Source organism: Serratia sp. X3 (assembly GCF_014982455.1).
Lineage (GTDB): Bacteria > Pseudomonadota > Gammaproteobacteria > Enterobacterales > Enterobacteriaceae > Serratia > Serratia ureilytica.
Map to the genome: position 1 here is coordinate 779,098 of NZ_JADCNB010000002.1, position 16,565 is coordinate 795,662.

15 protein-coding genes, 2 tRNA genes and 2 rRNA genes are annotated in these 16,565 nt (G+C 58.2%); 9 read left to right on the forward strand and 10 right to left on the reverse strand.

The genetic code is table 11. The features are described 5' to 3' along the window. The first annotated feature begins 57 nt into the window (after nucleotides 1–57). Genes IMX17_RS14150 through hpxZ form a run of 4 tightly spaced genes read left to right on the forward strand, consistent with a single transcriptional unit; the run spans nucleotide 58 to nucleotide 3,644 of the window. Nucleotides 58–1,644, forward strand: coding sequence for a gamma-glutamyltransferase family protein (locus tag IMX17_RS14150; protein WP_046897635.1), 1,587 nt, complete (start codon nucleotides 58–60; stop codon nucleotides 1,642–1,644). A 24-nt stretch (nucleotides 1,645–1,668) separates the two neighbouring features. Further along, complete coding sequence (hpxX, locus tag IMX17_RS14155; RefSeq protein WP_033634115.1) at nucleotides 1,669–1,860, forward strand: oxalurate catabolism protein HpxX; 192 nt, start codon at nucleotides 1,669–1,671, stop codon at nucleotides 1,858–1,860. After that, complete coding sequence (locus tag IMX17_RS14160; protein WP_182265074.1) at nucleotides 1,857–3,251, forward strand: AtzE family amidohydrolase; 1,395 nt, start codon at nucleotides 1,857–1,859, stop codon at nucleotides 3,249–3,251. The genes hpxX and IMX17_RS14160 overlap by 4 nt, the downstream gene beginning before the upstream one ends. Before the next feature lie 3 nt (nucleotides 3,252–3,254). Further along, nucleotides 3,255–3,644 (forward strand): oxalurate catabolism protein HpxZ, encoded by a 390-nt coding sequence (hpxZ, locus tag IMX17_RS14165; RefSeq protein ID WP_046897633.1) that lies wholly within the window; start codon nucleotides 3,255–3,257, stop codon nucleotides 3,642–3,644. 48 nt (nucleotides 3,645–3,692) lie between these two features. Here the strand turns inward: hpxZ and IMX17_RS14170 are convergent, their stop codons facing one another. Further along, the gene (locus IMX17_RS14170; protein ID WP_042783720.1) at nucleotides 3,693–4,571 is read right to left on the reverse strand and encodes a siderophore-interacting protein; all 879 of its coding nucleotides are present in this window, start codon (nucleotides 4,569–4,571) and stop codon (nucleotides 3,693–3,695) included. A 229-nt stretch (nucleotides 4,572–4,800) separates the two neighbouring features. On the opposite strand from IMX17_RS14170, the gene IMX17_RS14175 reads away from it, so the two are divergent. Then, nucleotides 4,801–7,041: a TonB-dependent siderophore receptor gene (locus IMX17_RS14175; protein WP_193549871.1), complete on the forward strand. Its 2,241-nt coding sequence runs from the start codon at nucleotides 4,801–4,803 to the stop codon at nucleotides 7,039–7,041. A gap of 105 nt (nucleotides 7,042–7,146) precedes the next feature. Here IMX17_RS14175 and IMX17_RS14180 read toward each other — a convergent pair. Both IMX17_RS14180 and dnaQ read right to left on the reverse strand, forming a co-directional pair. Continuing rightward, nucleotides 7,147–7,223, reverse strand: a tRNA-Asp gene (locus tag IMX17_RS14180). 144 nt (nucleotides 7,224–7,367) lie between these two features. After that, nucleotides 7,368–8,111 carry a DNA polymerase III subunit epsilon gene (gene dnaQ, locus IMX17_RS14185; RefSeq protein ID WP_046897630.1) on the reverse strand — a complete coding sequence of 248 codons (744 nt, stop codon included), beginning with the start codon at nucleotides 8,109–8,111 and terminating at the stop codon, nucleotides 7,368–7,370. 72 nt (nucleotides 8,112–8,183) lie between these two features. Here dnaQ and rnhA point away from each other — a divergent pair, with 72 nt between their 5' ends. Beyond that, nucleotides 8,184–8,651: a ribonuclease HI gene (gene rnhA, locus IMX17_RS14190; RefSeq protein ID WP_193549872.1), complete on the forward strand. Its 468-nt coding sequence runs from the start codon at nucleotides 8,184–8,186 to the stop codon at nucleotides 8,649–8,651. Here rnhA and IMX17_RS14195 read toward each other — a convergent pair. Further along, nucleotides 8,648–9,367, reverse strand: a complete 720-nt coding sequence (locus tag IMX17_RS14195; protein WP_046897628.1) for a class I SAM-dependent methyltransferase — start codon at nucleotides 9,365–9,367, stop codon at nucleotides 8,648–8,650. The genes rnhA and IMX17_RS14195 overlap by 4 nt on opposite strands. A 44-nt stretch (nucleotides 9,368–9,411) precedes the next feature. Here IMX17_RS14195 and gloB point away from each other — a divergent pair, with 44 nt between their 5' ends. After that, nucleotides 9,412–10,167: a hydroxyacylglutathione hydrolase gene (gene gloB, locus IMX17_RS14200; RefSeq protein ID WP_193549873.1), complete on the forward strand. Its 756-nt coding sequence runs from the start codon at nucleotides 9,412–9,414 to the stop codon at nucleotides 10,165–10,167. Between the two features lie 71 nt (nucleotides 10,168–10,238). After that, nucleotides 10,239–11,621 carry a murein transglycosylase D gene (mltD, locus tag IMX17_RS14205; protein ID WP_033650995.1) on the forward strand — a complete coding sequence of 461 codons (1,383 nt, stop codon included), beginning with the start codon at nucleotides 10,239–10,241 and terminating at the stop codon, nucleotides 11,619–11,621. Nucleotides 11,622–11,673: 52 nt separating this feature from the next. On the opposite strand, the gene IMX17_RS14210 is transcribed toward mltD, so the two are convergent. Beyond that, the gene (locus IMX17_RS14210) at nucleotides 11,674–12,468 is read right to left on the reverse strand and encodes an endonuclease/exonuclease/phosphatase family protein (RefSeq protein ID WP_025160092.1); all 795 of its coding nucleotides are present in this window, start codon (nucleotides 12,466–12,468) and stop codon (nucleotides 11,674–11,676) included. Nucleotides 12,469–12,709: 241 nt separating this feature from the next. Further along, on the reverse strand, nucleotides 12,710–13,885 hold the full coding sequence (locus tag IMX17_RS14215; protein WP_182265077.1) for an MFS transporter: 1,176 nt from the start codon (nucleotides 13,883–13,885) through the stop codon (nucleotides 12,710–12,712). A 105-nt stretch (nucleotides 13,886–13,990) separates the two neighbouring features. Between IMX17_RS14215 and yafC the strand changes: the two genes are divergently transcribed. After that, complete coding sequence (gene yafC, locus IMX17_RS14220) at nucleotides 13,991–14,878, forward strand: DNA-binding transcriptional regulator YafC (RefSeq protein ID WP_004930183.1); 888 nt, start codon at nucleotides 13,991–13,993, stop codon at nucleotides 14,876–14,878. Between the two features lie 47 nt (nucleotides 14,879–14,925). Here yafC and dkgB read toward each other — a convergent pair whose 3' ends face one another. The 4 genes from dkgB to IMX17_RS14240 all read right to left on the reverse strand — a co-directional run. Beyond that, nucleotides 14,926–15,729, reverse strand: a complete 804-nt coding sequence (gene dkgB / locus IMX17_RS14225) for a 2,5-didehydrogluconate reductase DkgB (RefSeq protein ID WP_182265078.1) — start codon at nucleotides 15,727–15,729, stop codon at nucleotides 14,926–14,928. A gap of 213 nt (nucleotides 15,730–15,942) precedes the next feature. After that, nucleotides 15,943–16,019: transfer RNA gene (locus tag IMX17_RS14230), tRNA-Asp, on the reverse strand. Between the two features lie 94 nt (nucleotides 16,020–16,113). Continuing rightward, a 5S ribosomal RNA gene (rrf, locus tag IMX17_RS14235) occupies nucleotides 16,114–16,229 on the reverse strand. Nucleotides 16,230–16,331: 102 nt separating this feature from the next. Continuing rightward, nucleotides 16,332–16,565 (reverse strand): 23S ribosomal RNA (locus IMX17_RS14240); the annotation flags it as partial.

Sequence of the window (16,565 nt, forward strand, 5' to 3'; positions counted from 1 at the left end):
AGTGGAACGCCTCTTGCTTCTGTTACCCGAACGCTCACCTCAGACAAGGGCAGAAACATGATTAACAGCAATACCGCGCCACAGGGCATGGCGGTCACTCCACACCATCTCGCCAGCCAAAGCGCGCTGGCGGTGCTGCGCGAAGGCGGCAACGCCATTGAGGCGATGGTGGCCGCCGCCGCGACCATCGCCGTGGTCTATCCGCACATGAACGGCATCGGCGGTGACGGTTTCTGGCTGATCGTGCCGCCGCAGGGCGAGCCGCTGACCATCGACGCCAGCGGCGCCGCCGGCTCGCTGGCGACGCCGGCGCTGTACGCCGGAGAAAGCCGCATCCCGCAGCGCGGCCCAAAAGCGGCGTTGACCGTGGCCGGCACCGTCGGCGGTTGGCAGGAGGCGTTGGCCTATTCGGCCGAACTGGGCGAAACGCCGCTGCCGCTGTCGCGGTTGCTCGCCGACGCCATACGCTACGCCGCCGACGGCATTCCGGTCACCGCCTCCCAAGAGGCGGCGACGCGCAGCAAACGCCACGAGCTGGAGGAGTTCGCCCCCTTCGCCCGCATTTACCTGCCGCAGGGAAAGATCCCGCTTGCCGGCCAACGATTCTGCCAACCGCAGCTGGCCGATACGCTGATCGCACTGAGTGAGGACGGGCTCGACAGTTTTTATCGCGGCCCGCTGGCTGAAAGCATGGCGGCGGACATGGCGATGTTGGGCATGCCGCTTACCGCTCAGGATCTGGCGAGTTATCGGCCATGCCGCCGTCCTCCGCTGCGCCTGGAACACCAAAAAGGTGAAATATTCAATCTGGCTCCCCCGACCCAAGGGCTGGTGTCGCTTGCCATCCTCGGGCTGACCGACCGTCTGCCGCTGGTCGGACAGAGCGAAGGCGCCGTGGTGCACGCCGTGGTCGAGGCCACCAAGCTGGCGTTCGATCTGCGCGACCGTTTCATCACCGATCCGCGCCACATGACGCAGGATCCGCAGGCGCTGCTGGCGGCCGAACATTTGGATAGGCTGGCCGGGCGCATCGACGGCCAAAAAGCGGCCGACTGGGGCCAGGGCAAAGGACCCGGCGATACGGTCTGGATGGGGGTGATGGACAGCAGCGGCCTGGCGGTCTCCTTCATTCAGAGCATCTACCACGAATTCGGCAGCGGCGTGGTACTGCCGAACAGCGGCGTCCTGTGGCAAAACCGCGGCGCCTCTTTCAGCCTGGACGCCGATCATCTGCTGGCGCTGGCGCCGGGCAAGCAGCCGTTCCATACGCTGAACCCGGCCGCCGCCCGGCTGTATGACGGACGCACGCTGATCTACGGCTCGATGGGTGGTGACGGCCAGCCGCAGACTCAAGCGGCGTTATTCGTGCGGCATGTGGTGCAAGGGCTGCCGCTGCAGCAGGCGATCAGCGCGCCGCGCTGGCTGCTGGGGCGAACCTGGGGCGAAAGTTCGGACTCGTTGAAGCTTGAGGGGCGCTTTAACGCGGCGACCCTCGACTATCTGCGACAGCGCGGCCACGCCGTTGAACTGCTGCCGGCGTTCAGCGAAACGGTCGGCCATGCCGGCGCCGTCGTACGCCACACCAACGGCATGTTCGAAGGCGCTTTCGATCCGCGAAGCAACGGCAGCGCCGCCGGCTTCTGACTCTCTTATTTATCGGGATCGCTTATGAACAATCAACACGCCGCCGATTGGGCGGCCTATATCCACCAGATGGAAACCGTGCTGGCCGTGGAACTGGACGATGTCCGCCGCCGGGAACTGTTGAAACAGATCGAACGCATCGCCGCGCTGGCCGAACCGCTGATGGCCTTACCGCTGGATCCGCGCCAGGAAATCGCGGGGGTATATCGCCCATGAATCCCTTAAGCGCCCTGTCGCTCGCCGAGATCCGTACGGCCCTTGAACGCGGCGCGCTCTCGGCGCGCGAGATCGTCCGGCATACGCTCGATCACATCGACCGTCAGAATCCCGCGCTGAACGCCTTTACGCACATCACCCGGGAACGCATGCAAAAAGAAGCCGATCGCCTCGACCGTTCGCGCGCGCTTGGGCAAACGCTGCCCGCTTTGGCCGGCATTCCCTATGCGGTAAAAAACCTGTTCGACGTCGCCGGTGAAACCACGCTGGCCGGCGCCCGCTTGTTCAGCGATCGGCCACCGGCCGGCCGCGACGCCTGGGGCGTCTCCCGGCTGGCGGATCAAGGCGCGTTGCTTTGCGGCATGTTGAACATGGACGCCTACGCCTACGGTTTCACCACCGAGAACAGCCATTACGGTGCCACCCGAAACCCGCATGACCTCGGGCGCATCGCCGGCGGCTCTTCGGGCGGCTCGGCCGCAGCGGTGGCGGCCGGCCTGGTGACCTTCTCGCTCGGCAGCGACACCAATGGCTCTATACGCGTGCCCGCCTCGCTGTGCGGCATTTATGGTCTGAAACCGACCTTCGGCCGCCTTTCGCGCAGCGGCAGCCAGCCGTTTGTCGACAGCCTGGATCACATCGGCCCGTTCGCCCGCCGGGTGCACGATCTCGCGACGGTGTATGACGCGATGCAGGGCATCGACGCCGAGGATCCGTTCCAGAGCGATCAACCGATTTCCCGCACCGAAGCGTTGCTGGCGCAGGGCAGCCAGAACCTGCGCTGCGCCGTGTTAGGCGGCTATTTCCTGCAATGGTGCAATGATGACGCCAAGGCCGCAGTCAACCAGGTGGCGCAAGCGCTGGCAGCCAGCGCCGAAGTCGAGCTGCCGCAGGCCGAGCTGGCCCGATCGGCGGCCTTTATCCTCAGCGCCTCAGAGGGCGGCCATCGCTATCTGCCGCAGTTGCGCAGCCAACCCGAACGCTTCGAGCCACTGTCGCGAGAACGACTGCTGGCCGGCGCCATGCTCCCCGCCACCTGGTATTTGCAGGCACAGCGCTTTCGTCACGCGTTTCGCCGGCAAGCCGCGCCGCTGTTCAAGCACTGGGACATTTTGATCGCCCCGGCGACGCCATGCAGCGCCACGCCGATCGGCCAGGAAACGATGCGCATCAACGGCGTCGATCTGCCGATCCGCGCCAGTATGGGCATGCTGACGCAGCCGATTTCCTTCCTTGGCCTGCCGGTCGTGACGGTTCCTTTGAAAAGCGCATCCGGTCTGCCGATCGGCCTGCAACTGATCGCCCCGCCGTGGCGCGAAGATTTGGCGCTGCGCGCCGCCTATGCGCTGGAATGCGCCGGCATCGCCACTTGCGTCTGCAAACAGGAGTAATCAATGAACAGTGAACATATCGATCGGCCGGCGGTGCTGGCGGAGGTCAACGCCGCCTTTTACCGCTATGAGCAGGCGTTAATCAGCAATGACATCGATGTGCTGGACGAGTTGTTCTGGCACGACGCGCGCACGGTGCGCTATGGCGCCACCGAAAGCCTCTACGGTATCGACGAGATCCGCGATTTTCGTCAACGGCGCCCGGCCAACGGGCTGGAGCGGCTGTTGGAAAACACCCAAATCACGACTTTTGGTGAAGATATGGCGGTAGCCAGCACGGAATTTCATCGGCCGGGCAGCAACCGCAGGGGGCGGCAAATGCAAACCTGGGTCAAGCTGCCCTGTGGCTGGCGCATCGTAGCGGCGCACGTCAGCCTGCTCGACGCGTCTTAGGGCTCCAGGCGGTAGAACCCATGATGAAGGCGCACGGCGGCGGCCGACTCAGCACCAATAGGCCATGAAGTTGACGGTGGAGCGATCCAGATCGCGTTCGCCAATCAGGTAACGCCGCAGCGTTTTCACCGCAGAAGACTCGGCCGCCACCCAGGCATAGAAAGCGTTACTGCCAGCAGCCCGCTCCCACAACACCTCATCGCTCAGGCTGCTTTCCGCCAGGGACTGCGCTTGCGCACAGGCCGATGCGGGGATATCCACCCGCTGGCGCACCGCCTCCACCAGCAGCGTGCCGTGCGCCAGCTGGCGGCCGACGTCGCGCGGCAGCCAATAAACGTCGGCGAACGGGAAATGCGCCAAATCCAGGCAATCCGCCGCCACCGGCACCTCAAAAAATGCCTGCACCCGCGGCGGATTGGCCTGCTGCGCCAGCTGTTCCAGAATCGCCATCGCCGCCGGCACCGCCGTCTCATCGGCGATCAGCAACGCCTGTTGCAACTGCGCCGGCGGCGCCCATTCGTAACCGCCGCTGTCGCCGTCGAAGTCACCGTTGGGGGCGACCGTTTGAATCGTGTCTCCGGGTTCGGCATGGGTCGCCCAGGCTGAAGCCGGGCCGTTCACGCCATGCAGCACGAACTCGACGTCCATCTGATTCTGCTCGCGGCGCAGCGCACGCAGCGTATAGGTGCGCATTACCGGACGCTGTTCTTTGGGGAGCGCCATGTAATCGCCGTACCAATCCGGGCCGTTGGCCAACGGCGTGATCTTGCCGTCCGCCGCCGGGAACAGCAGTTTGATGCGCTGGTCAGGCGCTTCCAGCTTCATGCGATGAACATCCGCACCTTCAAATACGCAGCGCAGCAGCGAGGGCGAAATCAGCGTTTTGCTTTTCAGGGTGATATCAAAAATTCTGTAGCTGGCGGACATGTTCTCGACTCTCCGGCAACGGCTGTCGCTTTTACGTATGACCGATCGGCTGCCGTGTTGGCGGCGTGGCCGCGCGATCGCGCAGCGGATAAATGTTAATAAAACTAATTAATTACGTTAATGCATCGCAAAAAATCATATCATGATTTTATTGATAACAAGAAACGTTATTGATAAAAGAAGCATTCTCAAAAAACAACGTAACGACAATATCACCTGGGAAATAACGATGAAACGCAAACCTCTTTGGGTATTAAACCCATGTCTGCTGGCGTTGCTTGCGCCGCCGGCCTGGGCAGAAGATCAGAAAAACGGCAGCGAAGAGCAGGTGGTCGTCTCCGCCAGCCGTTCGCACCGCAGCGCGGCGGAAATGGCGCAGACGACATGGGTGATCGAAAGTCAGGAGATCGAACAGCAAGTCCAGGGCGGCAAAGAGATCAAGGACATGTTGGCGCAGCTGATCCCCGGCATGGACGTCAGCGGCCAGGGCCGCACCAACTACGGCATGAATATGCGCGGCCGTTCGATGATGGTGATGATCGACGGCGTACGCCTGAACTCGTCGCGCAGCGACAGCCGCCAGTTGGATTCGATCGACCCGTTCAATATCGACCATATTGAGGTGATTTCCGGCGCGACCGCACTGTACGGCGGCGGCAGCACCGGCGGCCTGATCAATATCGTGACCAAGAAAGGACAGAAAGAGCAGCAGGTCGAATTGCAGGTCGGCGGCAAAACCGGTTTCGGCGGCCATAACGATCACGACGAGAACGTAGCGGCGGCGGTCAGCGGCGGCAACGACAACGCCTCGGGGCGCCTGTCCGTTTCTTACCAGCGTTACGGCGGCTGGTACGACGGCAAAGGCAACGAGGTGCTGATCGACAATACTCAAACCGGCCTGCAGTATTCCAATCGCCTCGATGTGATGGGCACCGGCACCCTCAACATCGACGATCATCAACAGCTGCAGTTGACCACCCAATACTACAAAAGCCAGTCCGACGGCGATCACGGCCTGTTTCTGGGGGAAAACTTCGCGGCGGTGACCGGCAACGCCAAGGCGTACAACAGCGGTAACTTAAACTCCGATCGCATCCCCGGCACCGAGCGCCACCTGATCAACCTGCAATATTCCAACACCGATTTCCTCGGCCAGGATCTGGTGGCGCAGGTCTACTACCGCGACGAAACGTTGACCTTCTACCCCTTCCCAACGCTGGCGGGCAAAGCGCCGAACTATTACGTCAGCAGCATTGGCGCTTCGCAGCAAAAAACCGATTTTTACGGCGGCAAACTGACGTTAAACAGCAAACCTGTAGACGCGCTGACGCTGACTTACGGCATCGACGCCGAGCATGAAAGCTTCAACGCCAACCAGCAGTTCTTCAACCTGGCGAAGGCCCAACAGTCCGGCGGCATGACGCTGGAGAACGCTTACGGCACCGGCCGCTACCCGAGCTATACCACCAGCAACCTGGCGTCGTTCCTGCAGGCCAGTTACGACATCAATCCCATCTTCACCCTGAGCGGCGGCGTGCGTTACCAGTACACCGAAAACAAGATCGACGACTTCGTCGGCTATAACCAGCAGCAGGCGATCGCCACCGGCGCCGCCGCCTCTGCCGACGCCATCCCAGGAGGGAAAACCGACTACAACAATGCGTTGTTCAACGCCGGTCTGTTGGCGCACTTGACCGAGCGTCAGCAAACCTGGTTCAACTTCTCTCAGGGCTTCGAGATCCCGGATCCGGGCAAGTATTACGGCAACGGCACCTACGCGTTGAACGGCGGCCATTACCAGTTACTGAAGAGCGTCAACGTCGGCGATTCCAAGCTGGAAGGCATCAAGGTCAACGCCTACGAGCTGGGCTGGCGCTATACCGGCGATAACCTGCGCACGCAAATCGCCGCCTACTACTCGTTGTCCGACAAGAGCATCGCCATCAACAAAACCGACATGACCATTAACGTCAATGCGGACAAGCGGCGCATCTATGGGCTGGAAGGTGCGGTGGACTACTTCTTCGAAGACAGCGACTGGAGCGCCGGCACCAACTTCAACTTCATCCGTTCTGAAACCAAGGTCAACGGCGAATGGAAGAAGCTGGTGGTCGATACCGCCAGCCCATCGAAAGTCACCGCTTACGTCGGCTGGGCGCCGGGCGACTGGAATCTGCGCTTGCAGTCGCAGCAAACCTTCGACGTGTCGGACGACGGCGATTACACCAAGGCCAACTCCACCCAAGGCCGCAAAATAGATGGCTACAACACCCTCGATTTCCTCGGCAGCTATGCCCTGCCGGTGGGGAAAGTCAGCTTCAGCGTGGAAAACCTGCTGGACAAGGAGTACACCACCGTTTGGGGCCAACGCGCGCCGATCCTGTACAGCCCGACCTACGGCTCGCCTGAGCTTTACAGCTATAAAGGCCGCGGACGCACCTTCGGTTTGAATTACTCGGTGTTGTTCTGAGGATAAGGGGCCGGTCTGCCGGCCCCGTTCCCTGGGCCGCACCGTTTTGCCGAGAGCGGAAACGACGAAGCCCTGAGTTATCGCTAACTCAGTGCTTCTGAATAGTGGCGGAACGGACGGGGCTCGAACCCGCGACCCCCTGCGTGACAGGCAGGTATTCTAACCAACTGAACTACCGCTCCGCGCCATTCCCTCTTGCGGGGGAACGAGGCGCATATTACGGACGCCTCGCGGTTCCGTCAACGCCTTTTTCTCCGCAAATGAACCGTTTGCACAGTTTTTCAACGAAGGGTCGCCCGGTGCGTTTTTTTCGTGCAAAAACGCCGTTATTCCGCCGGCGCCCCACGCCACAGGCAGCTGCCCCCCTTCTTCGCCACCAGATCCAGACGCGCCTCGTGCGCCTGCATTTCTTCGTCGCTGGCGTAGACCACTTTCATCGCCGTGGCCGGGCGGACGATACGCTGTATTTCTTGCGCGGCATCGTTTTGCTGGGTGTCGCCTTCCATTTGGAACGCTATCGACGTCTGACCGCCGGTCATCGCCAGATAGACTTCCGCCAGGATCTCGGCATCGAGCAATGCGCCGTGCAGCGTACGCTTGCTGTTGTCTATCTCATAGCGGCTGCACAAGGCATCGAGGTTGTTGCGCTTGCCCGGGAACAGGCGGCGCGCCATCATCAGGCTGTCGGTGATAGTGCAGAAGGTCTCGGTCTTCGGGATCCCCTGCTGCAGCATGCGGAATTCGTGATCCATAAAGCCGATATCGAACGCCGCGTTATGGATCACCAGCTCGCCGCCGCGGATAAAGTCGAGGAATTCGTCGGCAACCTGATCGAAGGTCGGTTTGTCGGCCAGGAAGTCGTCGCTGATGCCGTGTACGCCGTACGCTTCCGGATCCACCAGCCGATCCGGCTTGATGTATACGTGGAAGTTGCGCCCGGTCAGGCGGCGGTTAATCACTTCCACCGCACCGATTTCGATGATGCGGTGCCCTTCGTAGTGCACCCCAAGCTTGTTCATACCGGTGGTTTCGGTATCGAGGACAATCTGTCTGGTGGTTGTAGAGATCATATTGCAGTGCTCACAGCGCTCGTTTATGTCAGACTTGGCTTTTATAAAACTGATAGGAAGAGTCTACCAGAGATGCTCAAACAGGTAGAAATTTTCACCGACGGCTCCTGCCTTGGCAACCCTGGCCCCGGTGGCTACGGCGCGATACTGCGCTATAAGCAGACGGAAAAAACCTTCAGCGAAGGATTTCGCCTGACCACCAATAACCGCATGGAAATGATGGCGGCGATCGTGGCGCTGGAAGCGCTGACGGTGCCTTGCGCCGTGACGCTCAGCACCGACAGCCAGTACGTGCGCCAGGGCATTACCAGCTGGATCCATAACTGGAAGAAACGCGGTTGGAAAACCGCCGACAAAAAACCGGTCAAGAATGTCGATCTGTGGCAGCGGCTGGATCAAGCCATTCAGCGCCACGAGGTGAAATGGGAATGGGTCAAGGGCCACGCCGGCCACCCGGAGAACGAACGCTGCGACGTGCTGGCGCGCGAAGCGGCCGGTAAACCGACGCAGGATGACATCGGCTACCAACCGGAAGCCTAAGGCAGCTTGCGATAGCTCTTGGTCGCGCCCACCGCGCGGCTGAGAGACGGCTTTCTCGCCCCCAGTTTCATCGGCGTGGGCGTCAGTGGCAAAGTGCGCTTGCGCGCCACAATCACGCTCATGCAGCCCAGCGCCGGCAAATGGGTGCATAAAAACTTGCCGCCCTTGCGGTGCCACGGCAGTACGTGAAAACGCGCCTGGTGCAACACCTCGTAATTCAGCAGGCTGAGCCAATCCAGCAGCCGCATCTGGGTAAACATGCGGCTGACATAGGGCTGGCGACGACGCAACCCGGGCGCCAGCTTGCCCAATCCCAGCAGGCTGAACGGATTGAAGCTACTGACAACCAGCCAGCCGTCGTCGATCAACACCCTGTCCACCTCACGCAGCATGCGGTGCGGATCGTCCGCGTAGGACAGCGTATGCGCCAACAGGCAGGCATCCACCGACTTGGCGGCGAACGGCAGTTGATAGGCGTCGGCGATCACCTGCAGCCCTTCCCCCTCCAGCCCTACGTTGACCTGATGGGAGATTGCGCATTTATCCGTGGCCAGCTCGGCGCTGAGCATGCCCATCTTCAGCAGATGGAAACCGAACAGCTTGGGCCACCAGGGTTGCAACTGCCGCTCGAGCGCTTCACGATAGTACTCCCCCCACGGCAGCTCAGCCCAGGACTGCGGGCCGGTGAGCTTTTGTAGAGTATGGGCTGGTTTCATGATTTATTATCTTCTTTCAAGCCGTTGCCAACGAGAGGTACACCATGAATCTTATCAGCATTCCCGCCTTCCAGGACAATTACATTTGGTTATTGGATGACCGGCAGGGGCGCTGCATTATCGTCGATCCGGGTGAAGCGCGGCCGGTGCTCGAGGCGCTGCAACGCCTGCAGCTGGCGCCGTCGGCGATCCTGCTGACCCACCACCACCACGATCACGTCGGCGGCGTGGCGCAGATTGTCGCGCAATACCCGGATCTTGCGGTCTACGGGCCGCAGGAAACCGCTGGCAAAGGCGCCAACCACATCGTCCATGACGGCGACACCTTTGATATCGATGGCCGCCAATACAGGACTATCGCCGTTCCCGGCCATACGCTGGGCCATGTGGCATTCTATAGTGCCCCTTATCTGTTCTGCGGCGACACCATTTTCTCCGCCGGCTGCGGCAGGCTGTTTGAAGGCACCGCAAAACAAATGTACGACTCATTTCAACAACTCGCGCAACTTCCCGATAACACCTTAATTTGCTGCGCGCATGAATATACTCTTTCAAATCTTAAGTTTGCGCGGGCTATTTTGCCGGAAGATCGAGAGATTGAAACATATCAACAACATGTTGAAGCGTTAAGGGCAAAAGGCCAAGCTAGCGTGCCGACCACGTTGCAATTAGAGCGCAAAATTAACCTGTTTTTACGTTGCCATGACGCTGATTTACAAAAGAAATTAGGCTTTAATTCACCACCGGAAAGCCTTCATTCAGTTTTTTCCGAATTACGCCTGCGGAAAGATAACTTCTAAGCTTTTAGTTGTGTTATTTGGCGAAGCAAAGTATTATTGCTCGTCTTTTAAGCAACTACATTGACACACACATGAAGGCTAAAGCGATATTTCTCGCCTCGGTCTTGCTAGTGGGTTGCCAGTCGTCCAGGCAGGACGCACCGGCGCCAGAACAGCATGCACAGAGTTTGTCTTCGGCTGGTCAAGATGGTGAAGCAGGAGAGTACACAGGTAATGGCCGAGCGAGCTCGGCGCGGTGGTTGGATAACAACAGTCCCGCCGCGCAACAGGACCTGTGGAACTTCATTAGCGACGAGCTGAAGATGGAGGTTCCGGAAAATTCCCGGATCCGTGATCAGAAAAGAAAGTACTTAAAAAGTAAGAGCTATCTCCACGATGTAACATTACGGGCAGAGCCGTACATGTACTGGATAGTCGGGCAGATTAAGAAACGTAATATGCCGATGGAACTGGTACTGCTACCCATAGTGGAGAGCGCTTTTGACCCACACGCCACGTCAAGTGCCAACGCCGCAGGGCTATGGCAAATCGTGCCGCAAACGGGTCGCAATTATGGTTTGAAAAACAATCAGTGGTATGACGGTCGACGCGATGTCGTCGCCTCGACAACCGCTGCGCTTAACATGATGCAGCGCTTGAACCGCATGTTTAACGGCGACTGGTTACTGACCGTAGCCGCCTATAACAGTGGTGAAGGCCGCGTGATGCAAGCGGTGAAGGCAAACAAACGCCAGGGTAAGCCAACCAATTTCTGGGCATTGTCGCTTCCGCGTGAAACGTCAATCTATGTCCCGAAAATGCTGGCGCTGAGCGACATCATCAAGAACAGCAAGAAGTACGGCGTGAAACTCCCGAAAACGGATGAAACCCGTGCGCTGGCGCGTATCGATGTCGGGCAGCAGATCCAGCTAACTCAGGCGGCTGAGATGGCTGGGCTTTCAGTCACCAAGATGAAAGCGTATAACCCAGGCTACAAAAAAGGCGTTACGGCACCCAACGGCCCCCATTACATCATGGTTCCCAAAGGGCATGCCGATCAGCTGAAAGACTCGCTGGCCGATGGCCAGATCGCCGTGACTCAGCCAACGACGCAGTTGGCGAAGAACAGCGGTTTGTCCGGTGGCAGTTCGTATAAAGTGCGCTCCGGCGACACCTTATCGGCCATAGCCAAGCGGCTGAACGTTAAGACCAGCGATTTGCAGAGTTGGAACAACTTACGCGCCAAGAGCGCCTTAAAAGTTGGGCAAACCCTGCAAGTGGCCAGCAATACTGGCAGTAACAGCAGTATCACCTACCAGGTTCGTAAAGGTGATTCGCTCGCCAGTATCGCACGTCGTCACGGCGTCGATATTAACGACGTGATGCGTTGGAATTCAACGCTCGCCAAAGGCAACCTGCAGCCAGGTCTGAAGCTGACCCTGTTTGTCGGTAACAAGATGACGCCGGATACTTAAATGTTCGGCACAAAAAAAGCACCCTTCGGGGTGCTTTTTTATTAGCTGCGATTCACCATACCGGCGAGTCTTTTTCCGGATGAAACTCCACCAACAGCGGGTTGTGATCCGACGCACTGGTCACCAGCACCGACGCCTCCACCACTCCCAGATTGCGGTAAAATACGAAATCCAGTGGACGACCGAAGGCCTTGCGGCGATGGTCGTCGGTGAAACTCACCTCGCGCAGCGCCATCTCTCCGGCAAAGTCATACAGTGCATTGATGCGCTTGCGGCTCCAGGCGTTGAAATCCCCCGCCATAATCACCGGCCCCCGGTGACTGGCGATCTGTTCGCCTATCGGCCCCAACTGCTTGCTGTAGACGTCGACGCCCAGGCTAAAGTTCACCGCATGGATGTTCACCACCATCAACAGCTCGCCGTTGTACAGCGGATAAACGGTGATCAGGGCCGACTTGGAAAGCCGCAGCAGCGGCTCTCGCTCGCGCAGCGGGCAACAGTAAACAGGATGAGCGGCAGCCAGCGTCATCACGCCGGAAGGATGCTGCGGCAAGACAAAGGCTGGCACCTGATCGGCCGCCAGATAGTTGGCGGTCGCATAGCTCACCAGCTCCGGCGTGGTTTGCGCCTCTTGCAACAATACCAGCTGCGCGTCTTTGCCATGGTTTTTCAGCACCGAAAGCCAGTCGGCTCGCTGCTGTTTGAAAATATTCCATACCATGACGCGCAGGGCGCCGGTCGTCGGCAGCGCCGCCCCTGGCGGCAACGGCTGGTTAACGGCACCAGGAAAGATTCGCTCAACTGGCTGACCTGCAACATACCTCATTGCATAAGTTCGTTTCGGCACGCGATTCGCCTATTACCCATTAACATGAAAACTGGCGATGAACACTCGCCAACGATGAATTGATTATACGCCTACCCTGCATAGAGGGCATGGCTTTTGCGGGCATCACCTTTTCAGTTATAGGGGCCGCCTGCAGCGATTTCAATCTTCTGACGGTATAGCTGTGTAAAGGTGAGGGGTAATAGGTGAAAAATGCGAAAAGGCCCGCAAAATGCGGGCCAGGCAGCAAGGGTTTTACGTATTAAGCCGTTTGCAGCTGAGACTTTTTATCCAGGCGACCGCTAAAGCTAACCAGTAACAATGCAACCACCACGATCAACGCGCCAATCCAGGGGGTCTGCGCCAGCCCCAGTGAGGCAACGGTCTGGCCGCCAATCACCGAGCCGAGCGCAATGCCGATGTTGAACGCCGCGATGTTGAGACCGGACGCCACATCCACCGCACTTGGCGTGTATTGCGCGGCTTTCTGCACCACATACACCTGCAGCCCCGGCACGTTGCCGAAAGCGAACACGCCCATCACAATCACCGTCAGCAAAGCGGCAATACTGTGGCTGGCGGTAAACTGGAACACCAGCAACAAAACGGCCAGCGCGGCAAAGATAAAGCTCAGCGCACACACGGCCCCATGACGATCGGCCAGCTTGCCTCCCCAGATGTTACCCACCGCCACCGCGACGCCATAAGCCAACAGTATCCAGCTCACGGTCGGAGCAGAGAAGCCGGCCAGTTCCTGCATCATCGGCGCAAGGAAGGTAAAGGTCGTAAAGACCCCACCGTACCCCAATGCGGTAATCGCGTAAATCAGCAGCAGACGAGGATGAGTCAGCACTTTCAGCTGTTCCCGCACGCCTGCACTGCCCTGGTTCTTGATATTGCTCGGTACCAGAATAACGCTGGCCAGCGTGGCGACAGCGCCAATCAGAGAAACGGCCAGGAAGGTCTCACGCCAGCCAAACTGCTGGCCGATGAACGTCCCCAACGGTACGCCGGTCACCAGCGCCACCGTCAGGCCACCAAACATGATGGCGATGGCGGAGGCAGCCTTCTCTTTCGCCACCAGGCTAGTGGCGATAGTGGAGCCGATAGAGAAGAACACGCCGTGCGCCAGGCCGGTCAACAACCTAGCCACTACCAGCGATTCATAGCTGGGTGACTGCCAGGCCAGCAGGTTGCCGAGAGTGAACAGCACCATCAGGCCAACCAGCAGCAGTTTGCGCGGTATGCGGCTGGTCAGGGCCGTCAGCACCGGCGCGCCAATGGCCACGCCGAGGGCATAGATAGTCACCAGCAATCCAGCGGACGGCACGGTCACCCCAAGCTGTTCCGCGATAGTCGGGATCAACCCGACAATCACGAACTCGGTCGTGCCGATAGCAAAAGCGCTGATGGTTAAGGCAAGTAATGCGAGTGGCATTTTTTACTCCGAAATAGCATTCAAGTTGATGACGGCTATTATCGGCCTATGCTTAAATGATAAAAATGCTCAAAATTTCAAATTAACTTTGCTATCGGAGCAAAAATGAAAGCAAACTCTGACGAGCTGATCACCTTTGTCACCGTCGTAGAAAGCGGCAGCTTCAGCCGGGCGGCCGAACGCCTGGAACAAGCGAATTCCGTAGTCAGCCGAACGGTGAAAAAACTGGAAAGCAAACTGGGCGTAACGTTGCTCAACCGCACCACGCGCCAAATCAGCCTGACTCAGGAAGGAGAGAATTACTTTCGCCAGGTGCAGAAGGTACTGAACGACATGGCCGCGGCGGAAAATGCGCTGATGGAAAGCCGCCAGCGTCCGCAAGGCCTGCTGCGCGTCGACGCGGCAACGCCGGTGGTGCTGCATATGCTGACGCCTTTAGTGGCCGAGTTCCGCGAACGTTATCCAGAAATGTCGTTATCGCTGGTGTCTTCGGAAAACTTTATCAATCTGATCGAGCGAAAAGTGGATATCGCGATCCGCGTAGGCGAGCTGACCGATTCTACGCTGAAAGCACGCAAACTGATGACCAGCTACCGACATGTGCTCGCCTCCCCCGCTTATCTGGCTCAGCACGGCACGCCGCTAACGGTAGAAGATCTTGCACATCACTGCTGTATCGGTTTCAACGACCTGCCCAGCTTGAACCGCTGGCCACTGGCTTGTTCAGATGGCAGCCAGTTGGAAATCACCCCCGGTTTGACCACCAATAGCGGAGAAACGCAGCGCCATCTCTGCCTGCATGGCAACGGTATCGCCTGCCTGTCGGACTTTATGAGCGACGAAGATATCAAACGTGGAGATTTAGTCCCGATTCTGGTGGAAGCGACACTGCCGGTCGCCATGCCGATCAACGCGGTTTACTACAGCGACAGCGCCGTCAGCAACCGTCTGCGCAGCTTTATTGATTTTGTGAGTGAATACCTGAAACGATAAAAAAGCGCCCCCGATGGACGCCTTATGCTGACTACGGCGAGGAATGATTAATCCCAGTTTGGCGCCAGGCCTTCCGGACTAACCAGACGGCCGTTGCACTCCAGTGCGGCGATCTGCGCCATATCTTCGTCGGTCAGCGTCAGTTGCTGCGCCAATAGGTTGCTCGCCAGGTTTTCACGCTTGGTCGAGGAAGGGATCACCGCATAACCCAGTTTCAATGCCCAAGCCAGAACCACCTGTGCTGGGGTCGCATTGTGACGAGCAGCGATGCTTTTGATCGTTTCATCCTGCAGCGCTTTGCCGTAGGCCAACGTCATGTAAGAGGTGATGGCGATGCCGTGCTGCTGTGCAAATTCGACCACCTTGCGGTTCTGCAAGAACGGTGACAGCTCGATTTGGTTGGTGGCGATTTCATCGGCGCCAATCGCGTCAATCGCTTGCTGCATCAAATCGATGGTGAAGTTAGATACGCCAATTTGACGGGTCAGCCCCAACTTTTTCGCTTCCAGCAGCTCAGCCATAAATTCGGCAACCGGCACTTCGTCGTGGGGTGACGGCCAGTGGATCAGCGTCAGATCAACGTAGGACGTTTGCAGTTTTTTCAGGCTTTCTTGCAGGCTTGGGATCAGCGCCCCTTTCGCCAGGTTCGCGATCCAAATCTTGGTGGCGATGAACAGACCTTCACGTTTCACGCCGCTGGCAGCGATAGCCTGGCCAACAGCCGCTTCGTTTTCATAGATCTGTGCGGTATCGATAGTACGGTAGCCCAGCTCAAGTGCGGTGCTGACAGAATCGATAACAACCTGATCCTGAAGGCGGAAAGTACCTAAACCAAATGCAGGGATGCTCATAATGTTTTCTCTCATTAACGGGTAAATGTGGTATGAGGAAGATTATGGCAACTTTTTTATTGATCAAAAACGCCTGGTTCGGCATAAGACTTTTGATCTAAAGGCAACAATATCGGGAGATAAGGCTGTAAGGAAGGACAATTCCGGCCTTGAAAGCGTAAAATATAGACATGAAAAAGCCCTGAGTCAGAGACTCAGGGCTTATCAATTAAGTGGCGGAACGGACGGGGCTCGAACCCGCGACCCCCTGCGTGACAGGCAGGTATTCTAACCAACTGAACTACCGCTCCACCGATTCTTTTACGTTGTATCTTTCGATACCGGCAATATCGCGCTTTGCGACTTGCGCATTACCAGTCGTCACACTGATAACGTTTATTTGATGCCTGGCAGTGTCCTACTCTCGCATGGGGAGACCCCACACTACCATCGGCGCTACGGCGTTTCACTTCTGAGTTCGGCATGGGGTCAGGTGGGACCACCGCGCTATTGCCGCCAGGCAAATTCGTTTTAATCAACCCGCTTCATCACGAAGCCAGTCAATCCAATCTGTCAACAAGCTGAATATTGTCTCGGTCTCACCAAAACACCTTCGGTGTTGTAAGGTTAAGCCTCACGGATCATTAGTACTGGTTAGCTCAATGCATCGCTGCACTTACACACCCAGCCTATCAACGTCTTAGTCTTAAACGTTCCTTCAGGGGCCTTGAAGGCCCAGGGAAGACTCATCTTGAGGCAAGTTTCGCGCTTAGATGCTTTCAGCGCTTATCTTTTCCGCACTTAGCTACCGGGCAATGCCATTGGCATGACAACCCGAACACCAGTGGTGCGTTCAC